The sequence below is a fragment of the Stutzerimonas xanthomarina DSM 18231 genome (assembly GCF_900129835.1).
GTDB classification, from domain to species: domain Bacteria; phylum Pseudomonadota; class Gammaproteobacteria; order Pseudomonadales; family Pseudomonadaceae; genus Stutzerimonas; species Stutzerimonas xanthomarina.
Map to the genome: position 1 here is coordinate 288,081 of NZ_FQXA01000004.1, position 23,612 is coordinate 311,692.

Consider the following 23,612-nt stretch of genomic DNA (forward strand, 5'->3'; position numbering starts at 1 on the left):
GGTAGGGTGGTTCGGTAAAGCGTGATCCACCCTACCGGCCGCCGGGCGGTGCACGATCCAACCTCGCCATTGGCCGTTCGCACCGGTTCGCGCTGCCTCACTCCTGAGTTCACCCACACCCGCCGGTGATCGCAGCCGCACTCCCTCGAAAAAAAGATGATTGCAATCAAGTCTGCCAGAGCCCTCTAACCTGTAAAAAGTAGGCATGGCTCCGTGATTCCGGAGCGATCACTGTTCTGACCGGAGGGATCTTCCTCCCGGCAGATACGAAAAAGCTCAGGAGGCCTTTGTGCAAGTTATCGATCGGCGAAAAGCCTTGAGTATTCCGCCCATGTGGCGGCTCGCCTTTCGCCCGTTTTTCCTCGGTGGCAGTCTCTTCGCGATGCTGGCGATTCCTTTGTGGATCGCCGCGTGGACAGGCTTGTGGCCGGGTTTCCAGCCAACCGGCGGCTGGCTGTCCTGGCACCGTCACGAGATGCTGTTCGGCTTTGCCATGGCGATCGTTGCCGGTTTCTTGCTGACAGCGGGGCAGACCTGGACCGGCCAGCCTGGCGTTTCGGGTAACAAGTTGATAGCGCTGGCCGTGGTCTGGCTGCTGGCCCGTCTCGGCTGGCTGTTCGGGTTGCCGGTGGCTTTGCTGATTCCACTGGATCTGCTGTTCATGCTGGGTGTGGCCGGGCTGATGGGGCGCATGCTCTGGGTGGTCAGGCAGAAGCGCAACTACCCGATCATCGCCGTGCTTAGCCTCATGATTGGCGCTGATGTACTGGTACTTTGCGGAGTGGCGCTGGGCGACGATGGCTTGCAGCGCCAGGGCGTACTCGCTGGGCTATGGCTGGTGGCGGCGCTGATGGCCATTATCGGCGGACGGGTGATTCCCTTCTTTACCCAGCGTGGTCTCGGCCACACCGAAGCGGTCAAACCATGGCTGTGGTTGGACGTGGCACTGCTGGTGGGAACCGGTCTGATTGCCGCGCTCTACGCCGTCAGCGTTGCGTTGCAGCAACATGTCGCGCTTGGCGTGCTGTTTCTCGCCATCGCCGTGGGGCACCTGTTGCGGCTGGCACGCTGGTACGACGCCGGCATCTGGCGCGTGCCGCTGCTGTGGTCGCTGCACCTGGCCATGCTCTGGCTAGTGGTCGCGGCAACCGGTCTGGCCCTGTGGAATTTCGGCGTGCTGGAAAGCTCCAGTTCAGCGTTGCACGCACTGTCGGTCGGCTCCATGAGCGGCTTGATCCTGGCGATGATCGCTCGCGTCACGCTCGGCCATACCGGGCGACCGTTGCAGTTGCCGCCTGGCATCGTCGGTGCCTTCGTGCTGTTCAACCTGGGCGCCGCTTCACGGGTGTTTCTAATCACCGAATGGCCATTGCTCGGGCTGTGGCTCGCGGCGATCTGCTGGGCTCTGGCTTTCGCCTTATATGTCTGGCGCTATGCGCCGATGCTGGTAGCTGCGCGGGTCGATGGCCACCCGGGCTAGTCGCTGAGCAAACCACTTATCCCGTTTCACCCTAACGAAAATGCTGCCTGCCTATTCCGGGACGGGCAGCCTGCGGCTCGGCGAGCGCCGGCATCGGAGATGATGATGAAAAATGAATTCAATGAACGCCTGGCCGTCGTTACCGGTGCCAGTTCCGGGATCGGGCTGGCGCTGTGCACTGCATTGCTGCAGCGCGGCGCGCGCGTGTTGGCGATGTCGCGTAGTCTGGGCGGTTTGGCACAGCTGGTCGAAATCTACCCGGAGCACCTGCACTGGATCGCTGGCGATGTGACCTCAGCCGATGACCTGCAGCTGCTGGCGCGTCGAGCCGCGGAGCTGGGCCCGGTGGACTATCTGGTGCCGAACGCCGGCATCGCTGAGCTGGGTGACAGTCTTGACGTGGCCTGCTTCGATCGCCAATGGACCGTAAACGGAGCCGGCGCGCTGAATACGCTTGGGGTGCTGCGCGGCGAACTGGCCAAGCCGGCGTCGGTGGTGTTCGTCGGCACCTTCCTCACGCGCAGTACCTTTCCGGGGCTGGCTGCCTATATCGCCAGCAAAGCCGCACTGGTCGCCCATGCTCGCACCCTGGCGGTGGAGTTTGCACCGTTGAACCTGCGCATCAATGTGGTCTCGCCAGGGCCGACCGCTACCGCGATCTGGGGTACGCTGGGGCTGGCCAATGAACAGCTGGAGCAGGTAGCCGAAGGTGTCACCCAGCGTTTGCTGCCCGGACATTTTCTTGAGTCCGCCGCGGTGGCCAACGTCATCCTGTTCCAGCTCTCGCAGGGAGCACGTGGCGTATACGGCCAGGATTGGGTGGTCGACAACGGTTACACGCTTACTTAACTGAACCCGCGAGGCAGACCATGTTTTTCAGATGGAAACGAGCCGCCCTTGAGCTGCAGCAGGAGCGTGATCAGTTGCAGCGAACCTGCGCGGAGCAAGCCGCGCGTATCGCTGTGCTGGAGGCGCAGGCAGCCGCGGCCAGCGCCGCCGGCGCCAACGGACAACGTCAGCTGGACTATTACCGAGGCGTTGCCGGCAATCTGGTGCGCTTCAGCCATTCGGTCGGGCATCTAGGCGACTCGTTCGAATACCTCACCGGCCAGCTCGGCGAAAACCGCACACAGGCCGAGCAGGTCGCCAACGCAGCGCTGAGCAACCAGCAGCATTTCGGCGAGCTGCAGAGCAAGGCGGTCGATATGGAAAGCGGGCTTAATCAGGCTTCGCAGCAGGTCGACGCCCTTGCCGCCCACTCGCAACAGATCAACGGCATCGTCGATCTCATCAGCGGCATCGCCAGCCAGACAAACCTGCTCGCCCTCAATGCCGCCATCGAAGCGGCGCGGGCTGGTGACGCAGGTCGCGGTTTCGCCGTGGTCGCAGGGGAAATCCGCACGCTTGCGGAAAAGACCGCACTGGCCACTGCCGACATCGTCAAGAAAATCTCCGAAGTGCAGACCGAGATCGCCAGTGTTCACGCTTATATCCAGGTTCAAGGCAGTCTGGCGCAGGGGTTCAGCCATACCACCGAACTGGCCATGGCGGCCATGCAGCACCTGCACAAGTTGTCGGGCGACATGCGTCACGGCATCGAGCGTTCCTCGTTCCGTGCCGGAATTGAACTGGCCAACCTCGATGAGCTGTCGCTGAAGTTCGTCGTCTACAACCAGGTGCTTGGCTCGGACAGCCAGAATGCGGCGGTTCTGCCCAGCGAGCGTGAGTGTCGCTTCGGTCGCTGGTACTACGGGGAGGCCAATCGCGGCATGCACCGGCTGGAGCATTTTCAGCAGATCGAGCGTCCGCATACGGCCGTGCATGATCAGGGGCAGCAGGCCATCGAGGCGTTTCGCCGACAGGCGCTGGAAGACGCGCTTGCCCATATGAGCGAGATGGAAGAGGCGAATCTTGAAGTGATGCGCATCGTGGCGGCGTTAATCGGCGAGCATGAGAAAGAGGCGAAATTTACCGTTAGCGAAGCATGCTAGCACTGTTCAGTAAGCCGTTTTTCTCTGGTTATACCGTCAAAGTGAGCCGCGTTAGCCTGTGTGCTATGGGTGACACAGGCTCATCCGCCGTCTTGCTAGCAAAAATACTGCAGCAAAGCATCAATACTATTCATTAGCGTTGAGCCCCGGGCGCGCCGACAATGTGCGCCCGATTCGATCTGGGTCTCTATTTGAGGCCTTAGACCTCCTCTGATCGGCTGACACCGCCCGCCATGTCCAAACGCTTGGATGTGGGCGGGGCCGACCGACTCAACGCAAGCAGGAACCATGCAGGAACGCCTTTTAGAGTGGTGTCGATCCTTTGCGCCCACGCCTTTTTCAGCGCGTCCCGTTGAGTGGTTGCGCGCCGCAACGGGCATTGGCCTGGCTTTGCTGCTGGTCATTCCGCTCAGCGCCTGGGTCTTCGGAATGTCTGTCGCTCTGCCGCTGGCCGCGCCGGCGGCTGCGTCCGCAGTGCTGCTGTTCGTGGCCCCGTCGAGCCCCTTTGCCCAGCCATGGTCGGTGATCGTCGGCAGCCTTTTGGCAACTGCCATCGGTATCGCGATGGGTGCCAGCCCATTGTCTATGGCGCTAGCGGCCGGCCTGGCCGGCGCGCTGGCGATCATCTGCCTGTTCGGCTTGCGCTGTCTGCATCCGCCGGGTGCAGCGCTGGCACTGGTGGCGGTTGTTGGTGGTCCGGAGCTGCATGTGTACGGATTCCAGCTGCTCTACCCGGTGGCATTCAACTCGTTGCTGCTGGTGACGGTTGCGCTGATCTACAACAACCTCAGTGGTCACCCCTATCCGAAACCGCGCCTGCCCAAGGGTAACCTTCATCACACCCAGGACCCCTTGCCCAGCGAGCGCATGAGCTTCAGCGAAGACGACGTCGAGCGGGCCCTGGTGGATTTCGGCGAGTACGTGGACATCACGCGCGATGACCTCGCTCAACTGATCAAGCAGACTGAGAAGCACGCATTGCGGCGCAGCATGGGCGAAATCACTGCGGCCGACATCATGTCCCGCGACCTCTACTGGAGCACGCCGGATTGCACCATCCAGCGCGCCTGGCAGAGCTTGCGCGAGCACCGTCTGCATTCCTTGCCGGTACTGCAGCCAGACAGCCACGAGCTGGTCGGCATCGTGACCCTGGTCGATCTGCTCAAGCACTTTCGGCCGGCGTCGGCGCGGATTAATTTCGGCCAGCTGAAATTCCTGCGCGGCGTCCATCTGCGCACGATCATGAGCACGCCGGTCGTCTCGGTGACCGAAGACACCCACATGGTCGACCTGGTATTCATGCTCTCCGATCGCGGCCTGCATTGCCTTCCCGTGGTGGACGACCAGCAGCGCCTGGTGGGCATGATCACCCAGACCGATCTGATCGCCGCGCTTTATCGGAACTGGTTGAAGCACTTACCCGACTGAAGCGCTGCACATCGTCGCGCCAGCCGGCGCCTCGGCGTTGATCCTCTTCAGTGCTGCGTCGAGTCCCTTCGCCCAACCCCGGTCGGTGCTCGGTGGCAACCTCATTGCCGTGACCATCGGCATCGCCCTGGGTGCGAGCGCCTGCCGCCCGTTGCGGCGGCGGTGCTGGCGGTGTGCTTGGCTATCGCCTGTCTGTTCCTGCTGCGCTACATGCATCCGCCGAGCGGTGCGCTGGTGATGGTCGCTGCTATCGGTGGGCCAGGGATTAGCGAATTGGGGTATGGCCTGCTGCTCCCGGTGGCCTGCAACTCGCTGCTGCCGATCGCCGCTGCGCTGGTTTACAACAACCGTGGTTGTCCCAACGTCTTGCTAGCTTCGTCTGGCTCAGATCTCGTAGTTCCAGCGCGACCAGTCGTAGTCGTCTTGGGCCACTTCGCGTAGCAGTTCGAGCGCTTTGAACAGAGCCGGGGACTGTGCCGCACGTGAATAGACCAGATAGATTGGGTAGCTGAATTCCGGCGCACGCTCGACGCGCATGAGCAAGCCTTCATCCAGATAACGCTGCACTACCCGCGTGCGGAAGTAGCCACGGCCACCGCATTGCACCAGATATTGCAGTGCCAGCGGGCCCAGGCTGAACGACAACGCGGCGCGCATGTGCGCCGGCAGGGAAAGATCGTGCTGCTGCCGAAACGCGGGGCCCCAGTCGACATAGAGATAGGGGTCCGGATTGGTCGCATGCACCACCTGGATGAGCTTTTCCTCGAGCAGTTGCTCTACCTGCAGTCCCGGCCAGTACTCGGGTTGGTGCACCAGTGCCGCATCCAGCGCACCCAGGTCGAGTTGCTTTTGCAGCTCATCGTCGCTGGCCACCTCGTTGCGTAGCGCGTGATCAGGCATCGCCTGGCGTAGCCGCTGGACCCAGGCGAGCATCAGTGGATTGCACAGGCTCACCTCGGCGCCGAGCGACAGCACCTTGTCGTAACCACGCGGCAGCGGCAGATCGCGCCGGGCTGTCTCCCACGTCTGCACCAGCTGCGTGGCGTAGGCGACGAAGCGCTCGCCGTCAGTGGTCAGCCGTGCGCCAGCACGGTTGCGCACGAAGAGCCGGCAGCTGAGTTGCGTTTCCAGGCTGCGAATCCGGGCGGTCACGGCTGTTTGGGTGATATGCAGTCGCTCGGCGGTGGCGATGAAGCTGCCGCTGCGAATGATCTCGAGAAAGGTGCGGGCGAGATCGATGTCCATGGCAATAGACCACTCATATCAAAGGGGGTGATATGAAAGCAGGTTGGAATCAATGTTGAAAGCGAATCAGCTGTGCGATAGCCCCGGCGCTGACAGTCGCGGGGGGCTTAAGCTCGCCGCTTCCGTTCGGATGTTCATACAAGCGCTTGTCAGCGCCTGGTGTCCCGAGCTGTGTTGTGGTGGGCTGAAGCCTACCCTCCGAGGCTGCCGATGGCCGGCAGCTCGGAGGACGTGGTCAGTGTGAGGTGCCTTCGGCAAACTCGATCTTGTTGCCGACGTTGTACTTGCCGGATGGCTTGTTCATCGGGATGCGTTTGACCTCCTCCAGGGTGCTGGCGTCGTAGACGATCAGCGCGCCATCGGTGTCCCAGACGCTGAGCAGCGCGTAACGACCGTCGTTGGTGAACTCGACGTGTGCAGCGTTCTTGCCCGGCATCGGGCGCAGCGTGTGGGCGACCTCCAGGGTCTGCTTGTCGATCAGATGCACCGCCTCGTTGTTGGGGCCGAAGAACACGTCGGTCCAGGCATAGGGCGAGTTCAGGTGACTGCGCATGAAGAACCCCGGCCCTTCGGTGGGGATTTCCTTGATCAGTTTCCAGCTCTGCAGATCGAGTACGGAAATCAACCCCTTGCTCACGTTGGGGGTGGCGAATACCCAATCACCGTTGCGTTTCCAGTAGATGCCGGAGCCCAGGTGCGGCATGCCCGGCAACGGAATGTCGGTGACCGCCTTGCCGGTGTCCAGATCGATGACCTGCCCACCGAGCGCCTTGCGCGAGGTGGCCAGGAGATAACGGTAATCCGGGGTGAAGGAAAAGTCGTCGAGGAAGTCAGCGGCTTCGATGCGACGTGGCTGGAAGTCCGGCTCGCCGGCGTAGGACAGTTCCCAGGCTTCCTTCACATCCTTCAGTGCCACCACGAAACTGTCACGCGGCGGGGCCGTGTAAACGGCACTGACCCGCGATTGGCTGCCGTCTGCACCCAGGGTCGGGATGTGTTTGACCAACGACAGGTCGCGTGCATCCAGCAAGACCAGATTACCCGGCAGGTAATTGCCCACCAGTACCCAGCGACCGTCGTTGCTGACGGCCAGGTTGCGGGTGTTCAGCCCGGCGCGGACCTCGGCAATCATGGTCAGGTTGTGCAGGTCGTAGACACTGATCCAGCCATCACGCGAGGCGAAATAGACGAAGCGGCCATCCGGGGAAAATTTCGGCCCGCCATGCAGGGCGAAATGCGAGGGAAAGTTGGCCAGCTCCTCGAAGCGATCCCCGTCCAGCACGCGCACATGATGGTTGCCGGCCTCGACCACGACGAACAAGTTGAGCGGATCGGCGCCGTGCTGTGGTGTGCTCGGCAGCGCGTCGACGTCAGTAAGAATGCGGTGGCTGGCGCGGATGTCGGCATCGCTCCAGGTTGGTGGTCTGACGGCCGGCTGGTACAGATAGCTGACCAGCCCGTCGATCTGGGCGCTGCTCAGGCGGTCGCCGAAAGCCGCCATCTGGCTGGCCGGACGACCGTTGTGAATCACCGCGCGCGCCTCATCCGGTTTGATTCGGCTGAGGCTCTCGGGTAGCAATGCAGGCCCGGCGCCACCGAGACGGTTAACCCCGTGGCAGCTTTGACAATGTTGTTCGTAGAGTGCACCGGCTTGCTCCAGCGACACGGCGTCGGGTGCGGCCTGAACGGCACCGCAGAGCAATAGCAGAGCAAAAGGGCTCAGACGCATAGGGCCTCCGTGACGGCTGGCTGCGGCTGTGACTCCGCACAGAGGCGGGCGGGAAATTCCAGCTGGGTGCCGGCGAAGAGCCCCACCACTTGGCCGATCACCGTGAGCGTCGGGGGCTTCAACTGCTGTTGCTGCGCCATCGTCGGCAGTTGTTTCAGGGTACAGCGCACCACTTGCTGATCCGGCCGGGTGCCGTTGCCGATCAGCGCGGCGGGGGTGTCGACTGGCAGGCCAGCGGCAATCAGGTTGCGCGAGATTTCACCGAGGCTGGCCAGGCCCATGTAGAACACCAGGGTCTGCTTGCCCTCGACCAGGCTGCTCCAGGGCAGCTGCAGCGCACCGTCTTCCTGCAAGTGGCCGGTGATGAACTGGCAGGAGTGCGCCAGATCGCGGTGGGTCAGCGGAATCCCGGCATAGGCGCTGCAGCCAGCAGCGGCGGTTACACCCGGAACCACCTGGCCATTAATGCCGTGGGCGAGCAGGTATTCGAGTTCTTCCGCGCCGCGGCCGAAGATGAACGGATCGCCGCCCTTGAGGCGTACCACGCGCAGGTTCTGCTGCGCCAGGTCCACCAGTAGCTGGTTGATCTGCGGCTGCGGCAGGCTGTGGTAGCCGCTGGTCTTGCCGACGTAGTGACGGGCGCAGCGGGCGGGCAAAAGCTTCATCAGCTCGTCGCTGACCAGGCGGTCGTAGACCACCGCGTCGGCCTGCTGCAACAGGCTCCACGCCCGCAGCGTGAGCAGCCCGGGGTCGCCTGGGCCGGCGCCGATCAAGGCAACTTCACCTGGGGCTAGCGTGGCGCCGAGCGAAGCGGGAAGGGTGATTGGCTGATCCATGCGAACTCCTGAAAATCTCATCAGACGGCGTTAGGTCTCGGGCGGCCTCGGGGCCGCGCTCGGTATCAAATAGAGAGACTGGGGATGTGCTGGGGTTGCGGCAGGCCGATTTCCTGATCGCTGAGGTAGCAGCCGGGGTCTTCGCCCCAGAGGTTGCCCTCGGCCCAGGCGCGGGTGCGCGTGTTGCCGTTGCAGATCGGCAGCCAGCGACATTCGGCACAACGACCGCCCACGGCGCGCGGGTGCTGACGCAGTTCCTTGAGCAGGGGTTCGGGCTGGTCCAGCCACAGTTCGCGAAACGACTGCCGGCGGACGTTACCGACCGTGTGCTGCCACCAGTAGGTGTCGGGGTGCACATCGCCGATGTTGTCGATATTGGCAATGCCGGCGCCCGATGCATTCCCGCCCCAGGCACGCAACATGCCTTCCAGACGCTCACGATGTTGCGGCAATCGGGCTTCCACCCACTGCAACAGGAGCACAGCATCGGCGTCGTTGTTGCCGCTGACGAAATCGGTCTCGCGGCCGTTCTGCACGTCGTCCCAGGCCTGCTCGAACAGCTGGTTCATGGCATCGCGGGTCATCTGGTGATGCGCGTCGGCCTTGCGGCTGCGCTTGCCGCGTCCGCTGTAGTTGAGGTGCGAGAGGTAGAATTTCTGTACATCGTGTTCGCGCATCAGCGTCAGCAGGGCCGGCAGCTGCGGGTAATTGTTCTGCGTCAGGGTGGTGCGCAGGCCGACGCGGATGCCGTGCCCGCGGCACAGGTCGATGGCGTGCATGGAGGCGGCGAAGCTGCCCTTGAGCTGGCGCCAGTCGTCGTGCACCGCTTCCAGGCCGTCGATGCTGATGCCCACATAATCGTATTTCGCCGCGGCGATCCGCTCGATGTTCTGCTCGTCGATCAGCGTGCCGTTGGTCGACAGCGCGACAAAGAAGCCACGCAGACGCGCGTACTCGGACAGTTCGAAGATGTCGTCGCGCAGCAGCGGCTCACCGCCGGAAAGGATCAGTACGCGCACGCCGGCGTCGTGCAGGTCATCGATGACCTTCAGCGCTTCGCTCGTATCGAGTTCGTCGCGAAAGACACTGTCCGCAGAGGTGGCATAGCAATGTTTGCAGGTCAGGTTGCAGCGCCGGAGCAGGTTCCAGATCACCACGGGCGGTCGGCTCGCACCTGAACTGCGCGCGCCCAGCACCGGCATGGCGGGCCGGGCGAGGGCACGCAGGTAATGGCTGATTCTCAACATGAGCGTTTCTCCTGCCGCATCACGCATGGTTGCGCGGTTTGTTAGGCGCAGCATCTCCGAGCGACACGGGCCGATCCTTGACTGGAAACAACAAAAGCCTTGGTCCTCGTAAGGACATGCACTCCTTGATCAAAAGCGCGCGCGATCTGGGCTTTGTCACAAACGAAACGTCTGCTCGTGGACTGCGCCAGACGCGTTAGATCCGCCCCGATAATGTCGCGAACGCCCGCTTAGGAGGCATCTGGGCCGGGTTACAGGCTCCTTCGCAACGACTCCTGAGAACGCGCTGATGACCACCCCCGAATTCGTTGCGCTTACCTTCTCAACAACTTGTTCTGGAAGTAGGTCATCAGTTGGGGCGGAGCCCTGTGGATTGAAGGGGCGGACTGGTTCGCCTGGTACTGGAGTGCCGGGCAGATCCACCTGTACGCACTGGTAATGCAGAGATTCTTCACGCTTTTCTTCGTACTCGACCTGTTCAACCCCGAATGGCGGCTCTGACGATTCGGGCGATGCGTCGGGCGGGCTGAGGCCCACCCTGCGGATTTTTACGGCGGCGTTAGCGACGGCTGGCCACACGAAGACCGGTCTTCTTGAGAATGCGGCTGCTGACCAGCATGTCATCGGCGCTGCAGGCGTTGCCGAGCAATGCGCGGATCTGCGCGCGGTAGTCGTCAATCTCTTCGGCGCTGCGGCCGTGGACCATGGCGAACAGGTTGTAGTGCCAGCCCTCCTGGCGAGGGCGGCGATAGCAATGACTGACGAAGGTTTGCGCGCCGATCAGCGGGCCAAGGCGAGCAATTTCGGCATCGTCCACGTTCCAGACGGTCATCCCATTGTGGCGATAGCCCAGGCGGTAATGGTTGGGCACTGCGGCGATGCGGCGAATGGCGCCTTCGGACTGAAGCTGCTGTAGCAGGGTGAGGGTGTCGTCGACGCTGATTTCCAGCCGTTCGGCGAGCCAGCCCCAGGGGTCCTCGACCAGCGGCAACCCGCCCTCCGTGAGCGCTACCAGACGTTTGGCCAGCTCGGCCAACTGGGAGGGATCAAACCGCGAAATGCAGGCCGACATGGTAGGTCTCCTCCTTGGGAAGGTTGAGCACCGGCAGGCCGGTTTGCACCTCGATACGACTAATGGTTTCGGCGATGCCGTGCGGTGTTGCGCAGCCGAGCACGAACCACATGTTCCAGGCATGTTCGCGGCGGTAGTTGTGGGCCACTTCAGGCATGGCAGCCAGTATTTCGGCGACCGTATCGAAGCGCTCTTCCGGCACCGAGAGCGCGGCGAGGGTGAAGGCGCCGCCGAGGCGTTCGATGTCGAACATCGGGCCGAAGCGGGTGAGGGTGCCATCTTCGAGCAGGGCCTGGACGCGATCGCGAAGCGCCTGCGGCTCAGCGTCCAATTCATCGGCCAGAGCCTGCCAGGGATGACGGACCAGCGGCAGGCCATGTTGCAGGCGGTTGATCAGGCGGCGGTCGAACTCATCCATTGGCGCGCTCCAGCTCAGCGGGCGGTGCGTAACGACCGCCGCACTGCTTGAAGGCGCGGGTGCTGAACAGCAGCTGATGCGGTACATCGCTCAGACCGTGTTCGGCGAGCATGTCGTCGATCAGGCGGCACACCTGCTCGCGTTCACGGCCGTGAACCATGCAGAACAGGTTGTAAGGCCAGTCCGGCAGCCGCCGAGGGCGCTGATAGCAAAGGTTGACGCCAGCGACCTGGCCAAGCGTGTGCCCGACTTCATCGACTCGCTCGTCGGGGATGTCCATCACTAGCATCGCGTTGGCGCGAAAGCCCAGCGCGCGGTGTTTGATAACCAGCCCCATGCGACGAAACAGCCCGCTCTCGCTCCAGCGGCGGACCTGTTCGAGCACCGCCTCTTCGCTGGCACCGACGCGCTCGGCCAGCACCTGGTAGGGGCGCGCGACCAGCGGCAGCCCTGCTTCGAGCAGACGACGCAGCTGCATTGCCTGGAAGTCGTTCAGGCGTAACGTCATGGCGCTTCTCCAATGGGAAAACCGAGGTCGATGCGGTAGGCCGTCTGCATGGGCAAATCGAGCGGAATCAGGCCGGTTTGTGCTTCGATCGCAACCAAAAGCGCATCGATGTGCGCTCGATCCGGCCCGGTGAGCACGAACCAGAGGTTGTAATGATGCTCGCGCAGGTAGTTGTGGTTCACCTCGGCGTAGCAGTTGATCAGTTCGGCGACCCGTTCCAGCTGCACTTCGGGTACGGCGAGGGCCACCAGGGTGCTGGCGCCGGCGCGGCTGTGTTCAAACACAGGGCCGATGCGTGACAGACCGCCGCTGCTTTCCAGGCGTTCGAGGCAAGCCAGTACGTCGTCCTCGCTGCATTCAAGGGCGTCCGCCATGGCGCGATAGGGCTCGGCGCACAGCGGCATGCCGTGCTGGAAGCGGTCGATCAGGCGGCGGCTGAGGGTGTCGATTTGCATGTCACAACCCCGTCTCGTGCGCGCGGCTGCTGAAGAAAATGCCGCTTGGACTGTCGGCCGGCAGGCGCTTTAGGAGCTTGAGCGAGTACGGGTCCCAGACCTGTACTTCGTTACCGTCGCGTACTGACAGCCAGAGCTGGTCGCCGCGGGCGGTGAATTCCATGTGCAACACGGCGGGGCCGGGTTCCAGTTGGGCAATGATCTCGTGGGTTTCAGTGTCGATGACTTGCACCTTGCCATTGTCCGGGTGGGCGAAGTTCACCCAGATCTGCCGGGCATCCGGCCGCGCCATGACGAAGATCGGCTGGCCTGCGACGTCGATGGCGTCGGTCTGCTTCCAGCTCTGCGAATCCATCACCAGCACGCGGTGCTGGCCGACTGCGGGTACGAAAGTCTGATTACCGGCCACGGTCCAGCCTTCCAGATGCGGCATCTTGTAGACCGGAAGCTTTTCCTCGCCGCGGCCGTAGCCGTCGATGATCCGCTCGACCCCGCGGGCGGTATGCCAAAGGTCGATCTTGGCCATGCCGTCCTCGCCGAACAGGCCGGCAATGTAATAGCGGCCGTCCGGCGTGAGCAGTGCATCGTAGGGCTGCTTGCCGATGTCTTTGAAGCGGGTGATGGCTGGGGTGTTGCCCTGACTGAAGTCCAGCAGCCAGGTTTCATGGGTGTCGAACAGGCTGTAGATGAAGCGGCGGCCGGGCGCGTCGAGCACGCCGACCACGCGCGAATTGCGGCTGCCGTCGGCCAGCGGCGTGGCGGGAATATCGGCGACCAGCTCCAGCGTTTCGGCGTCGAACACCTTGACGCCGCCGGGCTCGTAGTTACCCACCGCGATCAGCTTGCCGTCCTGGCTGATGGCGCCGCCGATGCTGTTGCCACCTTGCACCACACGCCGGTCGATACGCTGACGCAGCAGGTCGACCTTGGTCAGGCCGCCGTCACGGCCGAATACATAGGCGAAGCGCTCGTCGCGGGAAAACACCACCGAGGCGTGGGACAGATCGCCCAGGCCCTCGACACGCGCCAGCCGCGACTGGCCGCTGGTTTCGATGATTTGCAGAGCACCGGTGGCGCGTTCCACCACGACGCCCAGGTCACCGGTGCCGCGCAGCGGTTGCTGGGCACAGGCGCCGAGCAGCAGGCTGGCAACGGCGAGCAACAGGGATGGACGCTTCATGGCCTTGGGTATCCTTCGAGGAGTAGATCGACCAGCCAGGCGATGTCCTGCTCATCGAGCAGGGCATTCCAGCCGGGCATAGCAGTGCCGGGCCGACCGTGGGTTACGGTGGCGATCAGGCTTTCACGGGATTTGCCGGCGATGGCATCGAGGGTCAGTGCCGGGCCAAGGCCGCCGGTCATACGCAGACCGTGGCAGGAGCCGCAGTCCTGCACCAGCAGGTGTTCGAGCTGTACCTGGCGAGCGACTGTAGGCATGTCGGCCAGGGCTGCGGAAAAGGGGAGGAGGGACATCAGGCTGAGCCCCAAACCGAATACTGCATGTCGGGACTGAAACATGATGTCCTCCTTGGGTGTTACTTGAGGCTCAAAACCCACTCAGCGAGGGTTTTGGCTTCTTCGTCGGTGACTGCGTTTGGCGGCATCGGGATCGGACCCCAGGTACCTTGGGTGCCGTTCTTGATGCGACCGGCGAGCAGGTCAGCAGCGCCTTCCTGGCCAGCGTACTTGGCAGCGACTTCCTTCAAGGCCGGGCCGACCATCTTGGCGTCGAGGCTGTGGCAGGCCGCGCAGGGCTTGCTCTTGAACAGCGCTTCACCGTCCTGAGCCACGGCGGGTTGCAGAACCATCGCGCCGCCAAGGGCGAGCAGTGGAATAAGAATTTTCTTCATGAGTTACTTCCTCAAGGCTAGAGGGGGATCTTGATGTCCCCCTCGGTTTTACTCAGTACACGTCGTGCTGAGTGTTATGGACGTTAAATTTACCGGTTGGGGTAATCAACCTCTTGTCTTTGATCACCTTTTTCAGCTTTAACGTCTTGTCATCGACCACAACGATGGCCGATTGCTCGTCCTGGCCGCTCCAGACGGAGAACCAGACCTCGTCACCCGCTTCGTTGTACTCCGGTTGCACGACACGTTTAGCACCGTCTGTCACTCCGGCCCACTCGGCGATTGGCAACACGGTGAAGCCAGCGCCCAGGTCGTCAATCTTGAATACAGCAGCGGACTGGCTAATCTTAGCGTCCGGGTTGAAGGTGGTGTCCAAATAGATGTGGTTGGACTTCGGGTGGGTCTTGATGAACAGCGAACCACCACCTTGGCCCTTGAGTGTTTCGACCACTTTCCAGGCCTGGTCGGGATGCTTGTCCGGATCGGTGCCGATCAGCGAAATGGTTTCATCACCCAGGTGGCTGGTCGCCCAGACCGGACCGAACTCTGGATGCACGAAGTTGGCGCCGCGACCCGGATGCGGGATCTTGCCGACGTCGACCAGTGCCGCGAGCTTGCGGGCCTTGGAATCGATCACTGCGACTTTGTTGGAGTTGTTCGCCGCCGTCATGAAGTAGCGATGGCTGACGTCCCAACCGCCGTCATGCAGGAACGGTGCGGTGCCAATAATGGTGGTCGACAGGTTGTCGATGTCTTCGTAGTTGACCAGCATGACCTTGCCGGTTTCCTTGACGTTGACGATGAACTCCGGGTGTTCGTGGGAGGCGATGATCGCGGCGACGCGAGGCTCCGGATGGTATTCCTGGGTGCCGACAGTCATGCCGCGGGTGGAGACGATCTGCAGCGGCTCGAGCGTCTCGCCGTCCATGATCGTGAACTGTGGCGGCCAGTAGTCGCCAGCAATCACGTACTTGTCCTCGTAGCCCTCGAACTTGGAGGTTTCCACCGAGCGGGCCTCGATGCCGACCTTGATTTCGGCGACCTTCAGCGGCTCCTTGGCCCAGAGATCGATCATGTCGATCTTCGCGTCGCGACCGATCACAAACAAGTAGCGACCGGAAGCGGACATGCGTGAAATATGCACGGCGTAGCCGGTGTCGATGGTCTGGACGATTTCCTTGGTTTTGCCGTCGATCAGGGCGATCTTGCCGTCGTCACGCAGAGTGACGGAAAACAGGTTGGGCAGATCCAGCTTGTTCATTTGCTTCGTCGGCCGGTCTTCGGGCTTGACCAGCACATGCCAGGTGTCCTTCATCTGCGCCATGCCCCACTCCGGTGGGGTCGGCGGGGTGTGCTGGATGAATTTCGCCATCAAGGTGATTTCATCCTTGGTCAGCGCATTGGACGTGCCCCAGTTCGGCATGCCGGCGGGCGAGCCGTAAGTGATCAGTGCCTCGAGAAACGCCTGGCCACGCTCCTGAGTGATTTCGGGCGTCAGCGGCTTGCCGGTGGCACCCTTGCGCAGCACACCGTGGCAGCCGGCGCAGCGTTGGAAGTAGATTTCCTTGGCTTTCTCGAATTCGGCGGCGCTCAAATCCGGCGCGCCGGGCGAGTGGACCACCTGGGCGCTGGCCGGATCGATGGCCGACGCTCGACCCTTGTAGGCCGCGTCCGCGCTTTCCGGATTCGCTGCAGCCTGGGCAACTGCCAGGCCGAGCAGTGAAAAGCCGGCGATGATGCCCGCCAGTAATGGTTTGCTCATACTGTTTCTCCTCTGACCGCTTCGAGCGGTTCCTGCTATTGGCAACGGTGTGGCAGTTCCAGGGTCGTGCTGTGTGCGGCTGCATCCTATGGCGGGCTATGGGTGGAAGCGCTTGATGGCAATCAAGAGTCGATCCGCTATAGCCCAGGCGTGACGCCGTGTCGCGGGGGCGGAGAGAACAGGCGAAAACGGGGAAAAGTGTGCGTCAAGCCGAGTGGCTGCGCAGAGGTATTAGCCCATTTGCAGTCGGGCTTGACCGTAATCAAGCTTCGCTGGCGTACGGCTTGAGGTGCGACGGGGCGACGATTAGTTTGGCGTTAGTCAATTCCACCGCTGCAGTGAGGTATCGCCAATGAATGCGCCCGAGAACCTTGTCAGCTTGACTGGTGCTCCGTTCTACCAGTCGCTGGGCAATGAGGAGGTGCTCTTTGAACAGGCCTGGAAGCACGGCATGCCGGTGCTGATCAAGGGCCCAACCGGCTGCGGCAAGACCCGCTTCGTGCAGCATATGGCACACCAGCTGAACCTGCCGCTGTACACCGTGGCCTGTCATGACGACCTGAGCGCTGCTGACCTGGTGGGTCGTCATCTGATCGGTTCCCAGGGCACCTGGTGGCAGGATGGCCCGCTGACTCGCGCCGTCCGTGAAGGCGGCATCTGCTACCTGGACGAAGTGGTCGAGGCCCGGCAAGACACCGCTGTGGTACTGCATCCGCTGGCCGACGATCGTCGCGAGCTGTTCATCGAGCGCACCGGCGAAGCCTTGAAAGCGCCGCCGGGTTTCATGCTGGTGGTCAGCTACAACCCCGGCTACCAGAACCTGCTCAAGGGTATGAAACCGAGTACGCGGCAGCGTTTCGTCGCCATGCGTTTCGACTACCCGGCGGAGGCCGAGGAGCAGCGCATCGTTGCCAAGGAGGCGCAGGTAGATGCCGCTCTGGCGGCGCAAGTGGTCAAGCTGGGGCAGGCGCTACGCCGGCTCGAACAGCATGACCTCGAAGAAGTCGCCTCGACCCGCTTGCTGATTTTCACCGCACGGATGATTCGCTCCGGCATGAGCCCGCGCGAGGCCTGCATGGCTTGTCTCGCTGAGCCACTGTCGGACGATCCGCAAACCGTTGCAGCTCTGATGGATGTAGTCGATGTCTATTTCGGTTGATAGCACCAGCCTGTCTCGCCGTCTGCCAGGCGATCTGGCGATGTGGTTCTTCATTCTTGCCGAGCTGACAGTTTTCGCCATTCTGATCCTGGCGTTCGCGGTTACCCAACTGCTCAATCCCGAACTGTTTCGTGAAAGCCGCGCGGCTCTGGATAGCTCGATCGGGTTGGTGCTGACGCTCAGCCTGCTGACCTCCGGTCTGTTGGCTGCCCTGGCGGTGGAGCAGGTACGTCTGGCGCGGCCGCAACGGGGAGCGATGCTATTGCTCGGTGCGCTGTTGAGTTCCTGCGTCTACGTGGTGCTCAAACTGAACGAATACAGCCACCTTTCCGGACTTGGCTTGGGGCTTGAGCACAATACGTTCTTCACTCTCTATTGGATTCTCACCGGCTTCCACTTTCTGCACGTGTTGCTGGGCCTGGTTATCCTCGGCTGGATGGCCGAACGCTGCCGTCGGCGCGCCTACAGCGTGCATGAATGCGCGGGGCTGGAATCTGGGGTGCTCTACTGGCACATGGTGGACATGGTCTGGGTGCTGCTTTTCCCCCTGGTCTACGTCATCAACTGAGGAGGTTGTGATGTCCGCTTCAAAAGTGCTGATCGGCTGTTGGCTAGCGCTTGCCATCCTGTCCACGGCCACCGTATTGCTTGGTAATGCCGGTTCGACACTGCTGCTCGCAGGCGCCGTACTGGCCGTCGCGCTGGTTAAGGCCTGGGTGATCACCGAAGGCTTCATGGAGCTGCGCCATGCGCCGCCTCTCTGGCGCTTGCTTCTGCTCGGCTGGCCTCTGGCGATGGCCGGCGGCATCCTGCTGGCGATGAGCCTGTAACGGCTGCATGGCGAGCCGGTAGAAACCTGCTCGCACGCACCGTCAGCTTGTCTGGCCTGCGTCTCGCAGGCCACGCATCCACCGCTGAAACCCCCTCCGCTCGACCCGATTCTCTCTCGCCTTTTCGCCAAAGCCCCGCAACCAGCTAGCCGGATACACGGCCAGCTGCCGGTGCCCGTGATTCCGTAAAGACCCAGTGCCACGTTCAGGTTTTTCTTGATCGGCATCAAGCAGGTTTCGATAGCTCCCTTCTTAAAATGGCCCCGCCAACGCCATGAGGAGGCGACCATGTCCGAGACCTTTACCAAGGGAATGGCCAGAAATATCTACTTCGGGGGAAGCGTTTTCTTCTTCCTGGTGTTTCTGGGCCTGACCTATCACACAGAACAAACCTTTCCAGAGCGATCCAACGAGTCGGAACTGACCGAAGCGGTGGTGCGAGGCAAAGAGGTTTGGGAAAACAACAACTGCATCGGCTGCCACAGCCTGCTCGGTGAGGGTGCCTACTTCGCGCCGGAGCTGGGGAATGTTTTCGTTCGTCGCGGTGAGGATGCGGCCTTCAAGCCCTTCTTGCAGGCCTGGATGAAAGCTCAGCCGCTGGGTGTACCGGGACGTAGATCGATGCCGCAGTTCAATCTGACCGAGCAGGAAGTCGACGATATGGCCGAATTCCTCAAGTGGACGTCGAAGATTGATACCAATAACTGGCCGCCAAACAAGGAGGGCTGAGAGATGAGCATCATGAATCCGCATCTCAAATTCCAATCGCAGGCCGTCGCCAAACCCTACTTCGTGTTTGCGCTGATGCTGTTCGTCGGACAGATCCTGTTCGGCCTGATCATGGGCCTGCAGTACGTCATCGGTGACTTCCTGTTTCCACTGCTGCCGTTCAACGTAGCGCGGATGGTTCACACCAACCTGCTGATTGTCTGGCTGCTGTTCGGCTTCATGGGCGCGGCCTACTACCTCATTCCCGAGGAAGCGGACCGTGAGCTGCACAGCCCGAAACTGGCCATCATCCTGTTCTGGGTGTTCGCTGCAGCGGGTGTGCTGACAATCCTCGGCTATCTGTTCGTGCCCTATGCGGGCCTGGCGGAAATGACCGGCAACCACCTGTTGCCGACCATGGGTCGGGAGTTCCTTGAGCAGCCTACGATTACCAAGATCGGCATTGTAGTGGTCGCCCTGGGCTTCCTCTATAACGTTGGCATGACGCTGCTGAAGGGCCGTAAGACAGCCATCAGCATGGTCATGATGACCGGCCTGATCGGCCTCGCCGTATTCTTCCTGTTCTCCTTCTACAACCCGGAAAACCTGGCGCGCGACAAGTACTACTGGTGGTTCGTGGTGCACCTGTGGGTTGAAGGCGTGTGGGAACTGATCATGGGTTCGATGCTGGCCTTCGTCCTGATCAAGATCACTGGCGTCGACCGTGAAGTGATCGAGAAGTGGCTGTACGTGATCATTGCCATGGCGCTGATCTCCGGCATCATCGGTACCGGTCACCACTTCTTCTGGATTGGTGCGCCTGAAGTCTGGCTGTGGCTCGGCTCGATCTTCTCCGCCCTGGAACCGCTGCCGTTCTTCGCCATGGTGCTGTTCTCGCTGAACATGGTGAGCCGTCGTCGTCGTCAGCATCCGAACAAGGCCGCTGCGCTCTGGGCTATCGGTACTACCGTGACTGCGTTCTTCGGTGCTGGCGTGTGGGGCTTCCTGCATACCCTGGCTCCGGTGAACTACTACACCCACGGTTCGCAGCTGACCGCCGCGCATGGCCACCTGGCCTTCTACGGTGCCTACGCAATGATCGTGATGACCATGATCAGCTACGCCATGCCGCGCCTGCGTGGTCTGGGTGAAGCACCGGATGCCCGTGCTCAGCGCATCGAGATCTGGGGCTTCTGGCTGATGACCGTGTCGATGGTTGCCATCACCCTGTTCCTAACGGCCGCTGGCCTGGTGCAGGTCTGGTTGCAGCGGATTCCCGCCGATGGGGCAGCGATGTCCTTCATGAATACCACTGACCAACTGGCTGTGTTCTTCTGGTTGCGACTGATCGCTGGGGTGTTCTTCTTCATCGGACTGGTCTGCTACCTCTACAGCTTCAGACAGCGTGGCCGGGTAACGGTTGACGCGTCTGCAGCCGTCGCAGCAGCCTGAGTTTTATCGCGACATGAGCAACGGCCCGGCTGACATGAGCGGGCCGTTGTTGTTTTTGAACAACGCTACGGAGTGATTGCAATGGCCTTTACCATCGAAGTCGAAGAGTGGGTCGGCAGCGTCTGGCACCGTTTCATCACCCGTCGCGCCAGTCCGGACTTTCCGGAAGCCAGCGTCTCGTTGGAAAGCATGCATCGACCGCTGTCGGTCCTGTTCCGCGCCATGGGTGGCGCCAGTGGAATAGGCGTCGAGGCGGCCAACGCACGTGATCTGATGCTGCGCCGTACTCTGTTGCAGCAAGTCGCCGGCACCTGCAAGCAATTGCCGGTCGCCTGGTGCGATGCAAGTAACCTGCGCCTGCCGCAGAATCTTGCCGTATACCCCGAAGTTTCACTCAACCAGGATCTTTATCGTTGGCTGGCGCTGCTCGCAGCGCAGGCGGGCGAGATGCGCCATTGGGCGCGCGACAATCAACGCTGGACGCAGGTCATCCTCGAGCGTTTCCCCGCCATGCGTCCGCGCTACGAGCGGTTGGTCGAAGCCCATCTGCAACTGCGGCCGGACCCGGACACACTGCCCCGCGCCGAGGCCGCGCTGGAACGTGCGATCTGCCGGGCCCTGCGTGAGCCAGGCAGCGTCGAGCAGTTTCCGCGCAGCGAAGTGGCCCCCTGGCCGCTTCCAATGTGGCTGTACCCGGCGGAAAACCTCGGCGTGCCGCAAGCCACCGAGCTCACCGAAGAGGACCAGGACAACAACCTGCAGGCGCCGCCGACCGAGCAGAAGGGCATGCGCAAGCGCGCCAAGCGTGTCGAGGACAGCACCAGCAAGGGCGGGCTGATGTTGTTCCGCCTGGAAAACCTGTTCAGCTGGTCCGAGCATGTCGAGCTGGACCGCCAGGGAGACGACAGCGAAAACGAGGACGCCTCGCGTGTTGCCGAAGACCTCGACGAAATCGCCATGTCGCGTCAGCGTATGCGCAAGGGTGGCGGTCTCAAGCTGCATCTCGACCTGCCGCCAGCCGACGTGGATGACATTCCGCTCGGCGAGGGCGTCAAGCTGCCGGAGTGGGACTACCGCAAGCAGCGCATGCAGGCTGATTTCGTCAGCCTGCAGATGATGCTGCCGCGAGGTTCCGAACCCATGGGCCTGCCGCTGCGATTAAGCCCGCTGGCGCGCAAGCTGCGCCGGCAGTTCGAGCACCTGCGCAACGACCGCCAATGGCTGCGGGGGCAACCCCAGGGTTCCGAACTGGATATGCAGGCCTGGCTCGACTTTCACGTCGAGCGCCAGCACGGTCAGTGCGCCGAGCGCGGTTTGTTCATGGAACAGCGGCAGAACCGTCGCGACCTGGCCTGCCTGTTGCTGGCCGACCTGTCGATGTCCACCGACGCGCACCTGGATGACGAACACAAGGTCATCGATGTGATCACCGACAGTCTGTTGCTATTCGGTGAGGCGCTGTCGGCGGTGGGGGATGATTTCGCCCTGTATGGCTTTTCCTCGCTGCGTCGGCAGCAGGTCAGAATGCAGGAACTCAAGAGCTTCAAGCAGCGCTATGGCGATGACACCCGTGGTCGCATCCAGGCGCTCAAGCCTGGCTATTACACCCGTATGGGCGCAGCCATCCGCCAGGCCACCGAGCTGCTCGGTAAGTGCAAGCAGCGGCGCAAGCTGCTGTTGCTGGTCACTGACGGCAAGCCCAACGACCTGGACCTGTACGAAGGCCGCTACGGTGTCGAAGACACCCGCGAAGCGGTGCTCGAGGCGCGGCGTCAGGGACTGCTGCCGTTCTGCATCACCATCGATCAGGAAGCCGGCGACTACCTGCCCTACATGTTCGGCGCCAATGGCTATACCTTGATCAAGGAACCGCAACAGCTGCCATTCCGCCTACCGCAGCTCTACAAGCAGCTGACCCAGCCGTAAGGCGGACGTCGCTTTTCACCTCCACCGCGGCAGCGCTCGGTGGATGGCCACCCTTGGATCGGTGGGGCGTGATCCGTCCTACGGTTGATGTATAGAGAGGCGCGTGGTGAAGGGTGCTGCATTCGTAGGGAGATGGCCGTTTAGATCCACTGCGGCAGCGCTCGGCGGATCGGTGGAGCGTGATCCATCCTGCGGTCGATTTATAGAGAAGCGAGCGGTGAGGCACTGCATTCGTAGGGCGGATCTCGCTTTTGACACCCCCATGCATCGGTAGGTGGATCGGTCACGCGTGATCCACCTACGGCCCGCGCATGCCTAGCCGTTCGCCTAAAAGAGATGGCGCGGCAACCAGACAATCATCACCGCGCAGAAAACGGTGAGACCGATGCAGAACCAAAAGAATCTTTTCTGGCGTCGTTCCCCTGCGGTGTCTGCCAGGGCGGGGAGGGGCATGCCGCAGTTGCTGCATTCGGCTTCCTGCGGCGGGTTGGGTTGCTGGCAGTACAGGCATGTGGGCATGGCAGCGTCCTCTTTAGGTCGGTTCCAGCTTGCCATGCACAGCTGCTGTTCGCGGTTGACAGTAATCAACGAGTTGCAAGAGCTTCTCGCTTCGGTACAGGTTGCCCCGAGGGGGCGGGGTGCCGGGCACGGTGGTCATTCGAAGGATTCGAGGCGCTGGCGATCGAGAACAGTGATCTGCCGGCCTTCCTGGGTGATGATCGCTTCGTCGATCAAGCGCCTGATAATCCGTGAAAACGTCTCTGGCTGAATTGACAGGTGGCCTGCGATCAGCTGCTTGGCCATGGGCAGCTCGAAGCTGTTGCCTTCCTCCTTCAACCGCGCCAGCTGCGTCATCAGATAGCGCACCACGCGGTGGGTGGCGTTCTTTAGCGAGAGGGTTTCGATTTCGTTGATGCGCTGGTGCAAGCGCACGCTGAGCTTGCCCAGCAGGGCGAAGGAGAGCTTCTGGTTCGCCTCCAGTAGACGCATGTACGCCGCGTTGGAGAATCGATAAACCTGGGTCGGACAGACGGCCTGGGCCGAAGCGACGTAGTTGGGCGTGTCCATGAGCATCATCGCTTCGGCAAAAGTCTGGCGATTGCCGATCACCTCGAAGACTTTCTCCTGCCCGTCCGGAGTCAGTCGGTAAATCTTGACCGCACCGGAAATCACGAAATAGAAGGAATGGGCCGGCTCGCCCTGGTGAAAGAGATTGTCGCCCTTGTCCAGGTTAAGCAGCTGACTCGCGCTCATCAGCTCGTCCATCTGTTCGTCGTTGAGCGGTTCGAACAGGTGGTGGCTGCGAAGAATCTGATTATGTACGCGGTGAAGCACCATGCAAGGCATCCTTATTTCTAATAATGAGTCGTCCGCAGTCGAGCTAGCGAGCGGAACGGTAACTGCGCTCATGCAGACCGGCCGAGGCAAGCGCTAGAGCGCTGTTAAGCGTCTATCAGAGCCTAGCCCAGATGCCATGTCCAACTATTGATGCAGGCCGGACCGGATGAGCGCGAAG

At 62.0% G+C, this 23,612-nt stretch carries 24 protein-coding genes and 1 pseudogene; 11 read left to right on the top strand and 14 right to left on the bottom strand.

Translation table 11 applies throughout. The features are described from left to right. The first annotated feature begins 289 nt into the window (after positions 1–289). The 5 genes and pseudogenes from BUE09_RS12315 (at position 290) to BUE09_RS20500 (ending at position 5,340) form a co-directional block, all read left to right on the top strand. A complete protein-coding gene (locus tag BUE09_RS12315; RefSeq protein ID WP_073301228.1) occupies positions 290–1,480 on the top strand; it encodes an NnrS family protein in 1,191 nt (396 codons plus the stop codon). A 105-nt stretch (positions 1,481–1,585) separates the two neighbouring features. Beyond that, entirely contained in the window at positions 1,586–2,329 is a 744-nt protein-coding gene (locus BUE09_RS12320) for an SDR family NAD(P)-dependent oxidoreductase (protein WP_073301229.1), read from the top strand. Between the two features lie 20 nt (positions 2,330–2,349). Beyond that, positions 2,350–3,471, top strand: a complete 1,122-nt coding sequence (locus BUE09_RS12325; RefSeq protein WP_073301230.1) for a methyl-accepting chemotaxis protein — start codon at positions 2,350–2,352, stop codon at positions 3,469–3,471. A 288-nt stretch (positions 3,472–3,759) separates the two neighbouring features. Further along, positions 3,760–4,899 carry an HPP family protein gene (locus tag BUE09_RS12330; RefSeq protein ID WP_073301231.1) on the top strand — a complete coding sequence of 380 codons (1,140 nt, stop codon included), beginning with the start codon at positions 3,760–3,762 and terminating at the stop codon, positions 4,897–4,899. Between the two features lie 37 nt (positions 4,900–4,936). Continuing rightward, positions 4,937–5,340 (top strand): annotated as a pseudogene (locus tag BUE09_RS20500) (HPP family protein). Here BUE09_RS20500 and BUE09_RS12345 read toward each other — a convergent pair. The 12 genes from BUE09_RS12345 to BUE09_RS12400 all read right to left on the bottom strand — a co-directional run bounded on the left by BUE09_RS12345 (position 5,284) and on the right by BUE09_RS12400 (position 16,021). Further along, positions 5,284–6,144 (bottom strand): LysR family transcriptional regulator, encoded by an 861-nt coding sequence (locus BUE09_RS12345; RefSeq protein WP_073301234.1) that lies wholly within the window; start codon positions 6,142–6,144, stop codon positions 5,284–5,286. The pseudogene BUE09_RS20500 and the gene BUE09_RS12345 overlap by 57 nt on opposite strands. Before the next feature lie 235 nt (positions 6,145–6,379). Further along, entirely contained in the window at positions 6,380–7,873 is a 1,494-nt protein-coding gene (locus BUE09_RS12350) for a nitrite reductase (protein ID WP_073301235.1), read from the bottom strand. Continuing rightward, positions 7,864–8,709, bottom strand: a complete 846-nt coding sequence (gene cobA, locus BUE09_RS12355; RefSeq protein WP_073301236.1) for a uroporphyrinogen-III C-methyltransferase — start codon at positions 8,707–8,709, stop codon at positions 7,864–7,866. Before cobA ends, BUE09_RS12350 begins: the two co-directional genes overlap by 10 nt. 65 nt (positions 8,710–8,774) lie before the next feature. After that, positions 8,775–9,956, bottom strand: coding sequence for a heme d1 biosynthesis radical SAM protein NirJ (nirJ, locus tag BUE09_RS12360; RefSeq protein ID WP_073301237.1), 1,182 nt, complete (start codon positions 9,954–9,956; stop codon positions 8,775–8,777). Positions 9,957–10,515: 559 nt separating this feature from the next. Further along, positions 10,516–11,028, bottom strand: a complete 513-nt coding sequence (ahbB, locus tag BUE09_RS12365; RefSeq protein WP_073301238.1) for a siroheme decarboxylase subunit beta — start codon at positions 11,026–11,028, stop codon at positions 10,516–10,518. Continuing rightward, positions 11,003–11,446 (bottom strand): Lrp/AsnC family transcriptional regulator, encoded by a 444-nt coding sequence (locus BUE09_RS12370; protein WP_073301239.1) that lies wholly within the window; start codon positions 11,444–11,446, stop codon positions 11,003–11,005. Before BUE09_RS12370 ends, ahbB (BUE09_RS12365) begins: the two co-directional genes overlap by 26 nt. Beyond that, on the bottom strand, positions 11,439–11,954 hold the full coding sequence (ahbB, locus tag BUE09_RS12375) for a siroheme decarboxylase subunit beta (RefSeq protein WP_073301240.1): 516 nt from the start codon (positions 11,952–11,954) through the stop codon (positions 11,439–11,441). Before ahbB (BUE09_RS12375) ends, BUE09_RS12370 begins: the two co-directional genes overlap by 8 nt. Next, on the bottom strand, positions 11,951–12,409 hold the full coding sequence (locus BUE09_RS12380; RefSeq protein WP_073301241.1) for an Lrp/AsnC family transcriptional regulator: 459 nt from the start codon (positions 12,407–12,409) through the stop codon (positions 11,951–11,953). The genes ahbB (BUE09_RS12375) and BUE09_RS12380 overlap by 4 nt, the downstream gene beginning before the upstream one ends. Before the next feature lies 1 nt (position 12,410). Then, on the bottom strand, positions 12,411–13,589 hold the full coding sequence (locus BUE09_RS12385; RefSeq protein WP_073301242.1) for a cytochrome D1 domain-containing protein: 1,179 nt from the start codon (positions 13,587–13,589) through the stop codon (positions 12,411–12,413). Then, positions 13,586–13,927 (bottom strand): c-type cytochrome, encoded by a 342-nt coding sequence (locus BUE09_RS12390; RefSeq protein ID WP_073301243.1) that lies wholly within the window; start codon positions 13,925–13,927, stop codon positions 13,586–13,588. Before BUE09_RS12390 ends, BUE09_RS12385 begins: the two co-directional genes overlap by 4 nt. A gap of 17 nt (positions 13,928–13,944) precedes the next feature. Continuing rightward, entirely contained in the window at positions 13,945–14,259 is a 315-nt protein-coding gene (locus BUE09_RS12395; RefSeq protein ID WP_073301244.1) for a c-type cytochrome, read from the bottom strand. A 52-nt stretch (positions 14,260–14,311) separates the two neighbouring features. Beyond that, the gene (locus BUE09_RS12400; RefSeq protein WP_073301245.1) at positions 14,312–16,021 is read right to left on the bottom strand and encodes a nitrite reductase; all 1,710 of its coding nucleotides are present in this window, start codon (positions 16,019–16,021) and stop codon (positions 14,312–14,314) included. 352 nt (positions 16,022–16,373) lie between these two features. On the opposite strand from BUE09_RS12400, the gene BUE09_RS12405 reads away from it, so the two are divergent. The 6 genes from BUE09_RS12405 (at position 16,374) to BUE09_RS12430 (ending at position 22,096) form a co-directional block, all read left to right on the top strand. After that, entirely contained in the window at positions 16,374–17,180 is an 807-nt protein-coding gene (locus BUE09_RS12405) for a CbbQ/NirQ/NorQ/GpvN family protein (protein WP_073301246.1), read from the top strand. Next, positions 17,164–17,748 carry a cytochrome c oxidase subunit 3 gene (locus tag BUE09_RS12410; RefSeq protein WP_073301247.1) on the top strand — a complete coding sequence of 195 codons (585 nt, stop codon included), beginning with the start codon at positions 17,164–17,166 and terminating at the stop codon, positions 17,746–17,748. The genes BUE09_RS12405 and BUE09_RS12410 overlap by 17 nt, the downstream gene beginning before the upstream one ends. Positions 17,749–17,758: 10 nt before the next feature. After that, positions 17,759–18,010, top strand: a complete 252-nt coding sequence (locus BUE09_RS12415; protein WP_019340394.1) for a cytochrome C oxidase subunit IV family protein — start codon at positions 17,759–17,761, stop codon at positions 18,008–18,010. A gap of 288 nt (positions 18,011–18,298) precedes the next feature. Continuing rightward, positions 18,299–18,739 carry a c-type cytochrome gene (locus tag BUE09_RS12420; protein ID WP_073301248.1) on the top strand — a complete coding sequence of 147 codons (441 nt, stop codon included), beginning with the start codon at positions 18,299–18,301 and terminating at the stop codon, positions 18,737–18,739. A 3-nt stretch (positions 18,740–18,742) separates the two neighbouring features. Next, positions 18,743–20,170, top strand: coding sequence for a cbb3-type cytochrome c oxidase subunit I (locus tag BUE09_RS12425; protein ID WP_019340392.1), 1,428 nt, complete (start codon positions 18,743–18,745; stop codon positions 20,168–20,170). An 81-nt stretch (positions 20,171–20,251) separates the two neighbouring features. Next, complete coding sequence (locus tag BUE09_RS12430; RefSeq protein ID WP_073301249.1) at positions 20,252–22,096, top strand: nitric oxide reductase activation protein NorD; 1,845 nt, start codon at positions 20,252–20,254, stop codon at positions 22,094–22,096. A gap of 327 nt (positions 22,097–22,423) precedes the next feature. On the opposite strand, the gene BUE09_RS20655 is transcribed toward BUE09_RS12430, so the two are convergent. Together BUE09_RS20655 and BUE09_RS12440 are read right to left on the bottom strand one after the other, a co-directional pair. Continuing rightward, positions 22,424–22,615 carry a hypothetical protein gene (locus BUE09_RS20655; protein ID WP_019340390.1) on the bottom strand — a complete coding sequence of 64 codons (192 nt, stop codon included), beginning with the start codon at positions 22,613–22,615 and terminating at the stop codon, positions 22,424–22,426. Positions 22,616–22,750: 135 nt separating this feature from the next. Continuing rightward, a complete protein-coding gene (locus tag BUE09_RS12440) occupies positions 22,751–23,434 on the bottom strand; it encodes a Crp/Fnr family transcriptional regulator (RefSeq protein ID WP_019340389.1) in 684 nt (227 codons plus the stop codon). Positions 23,435–23,612: the final 178 nt, after the last annotated feature.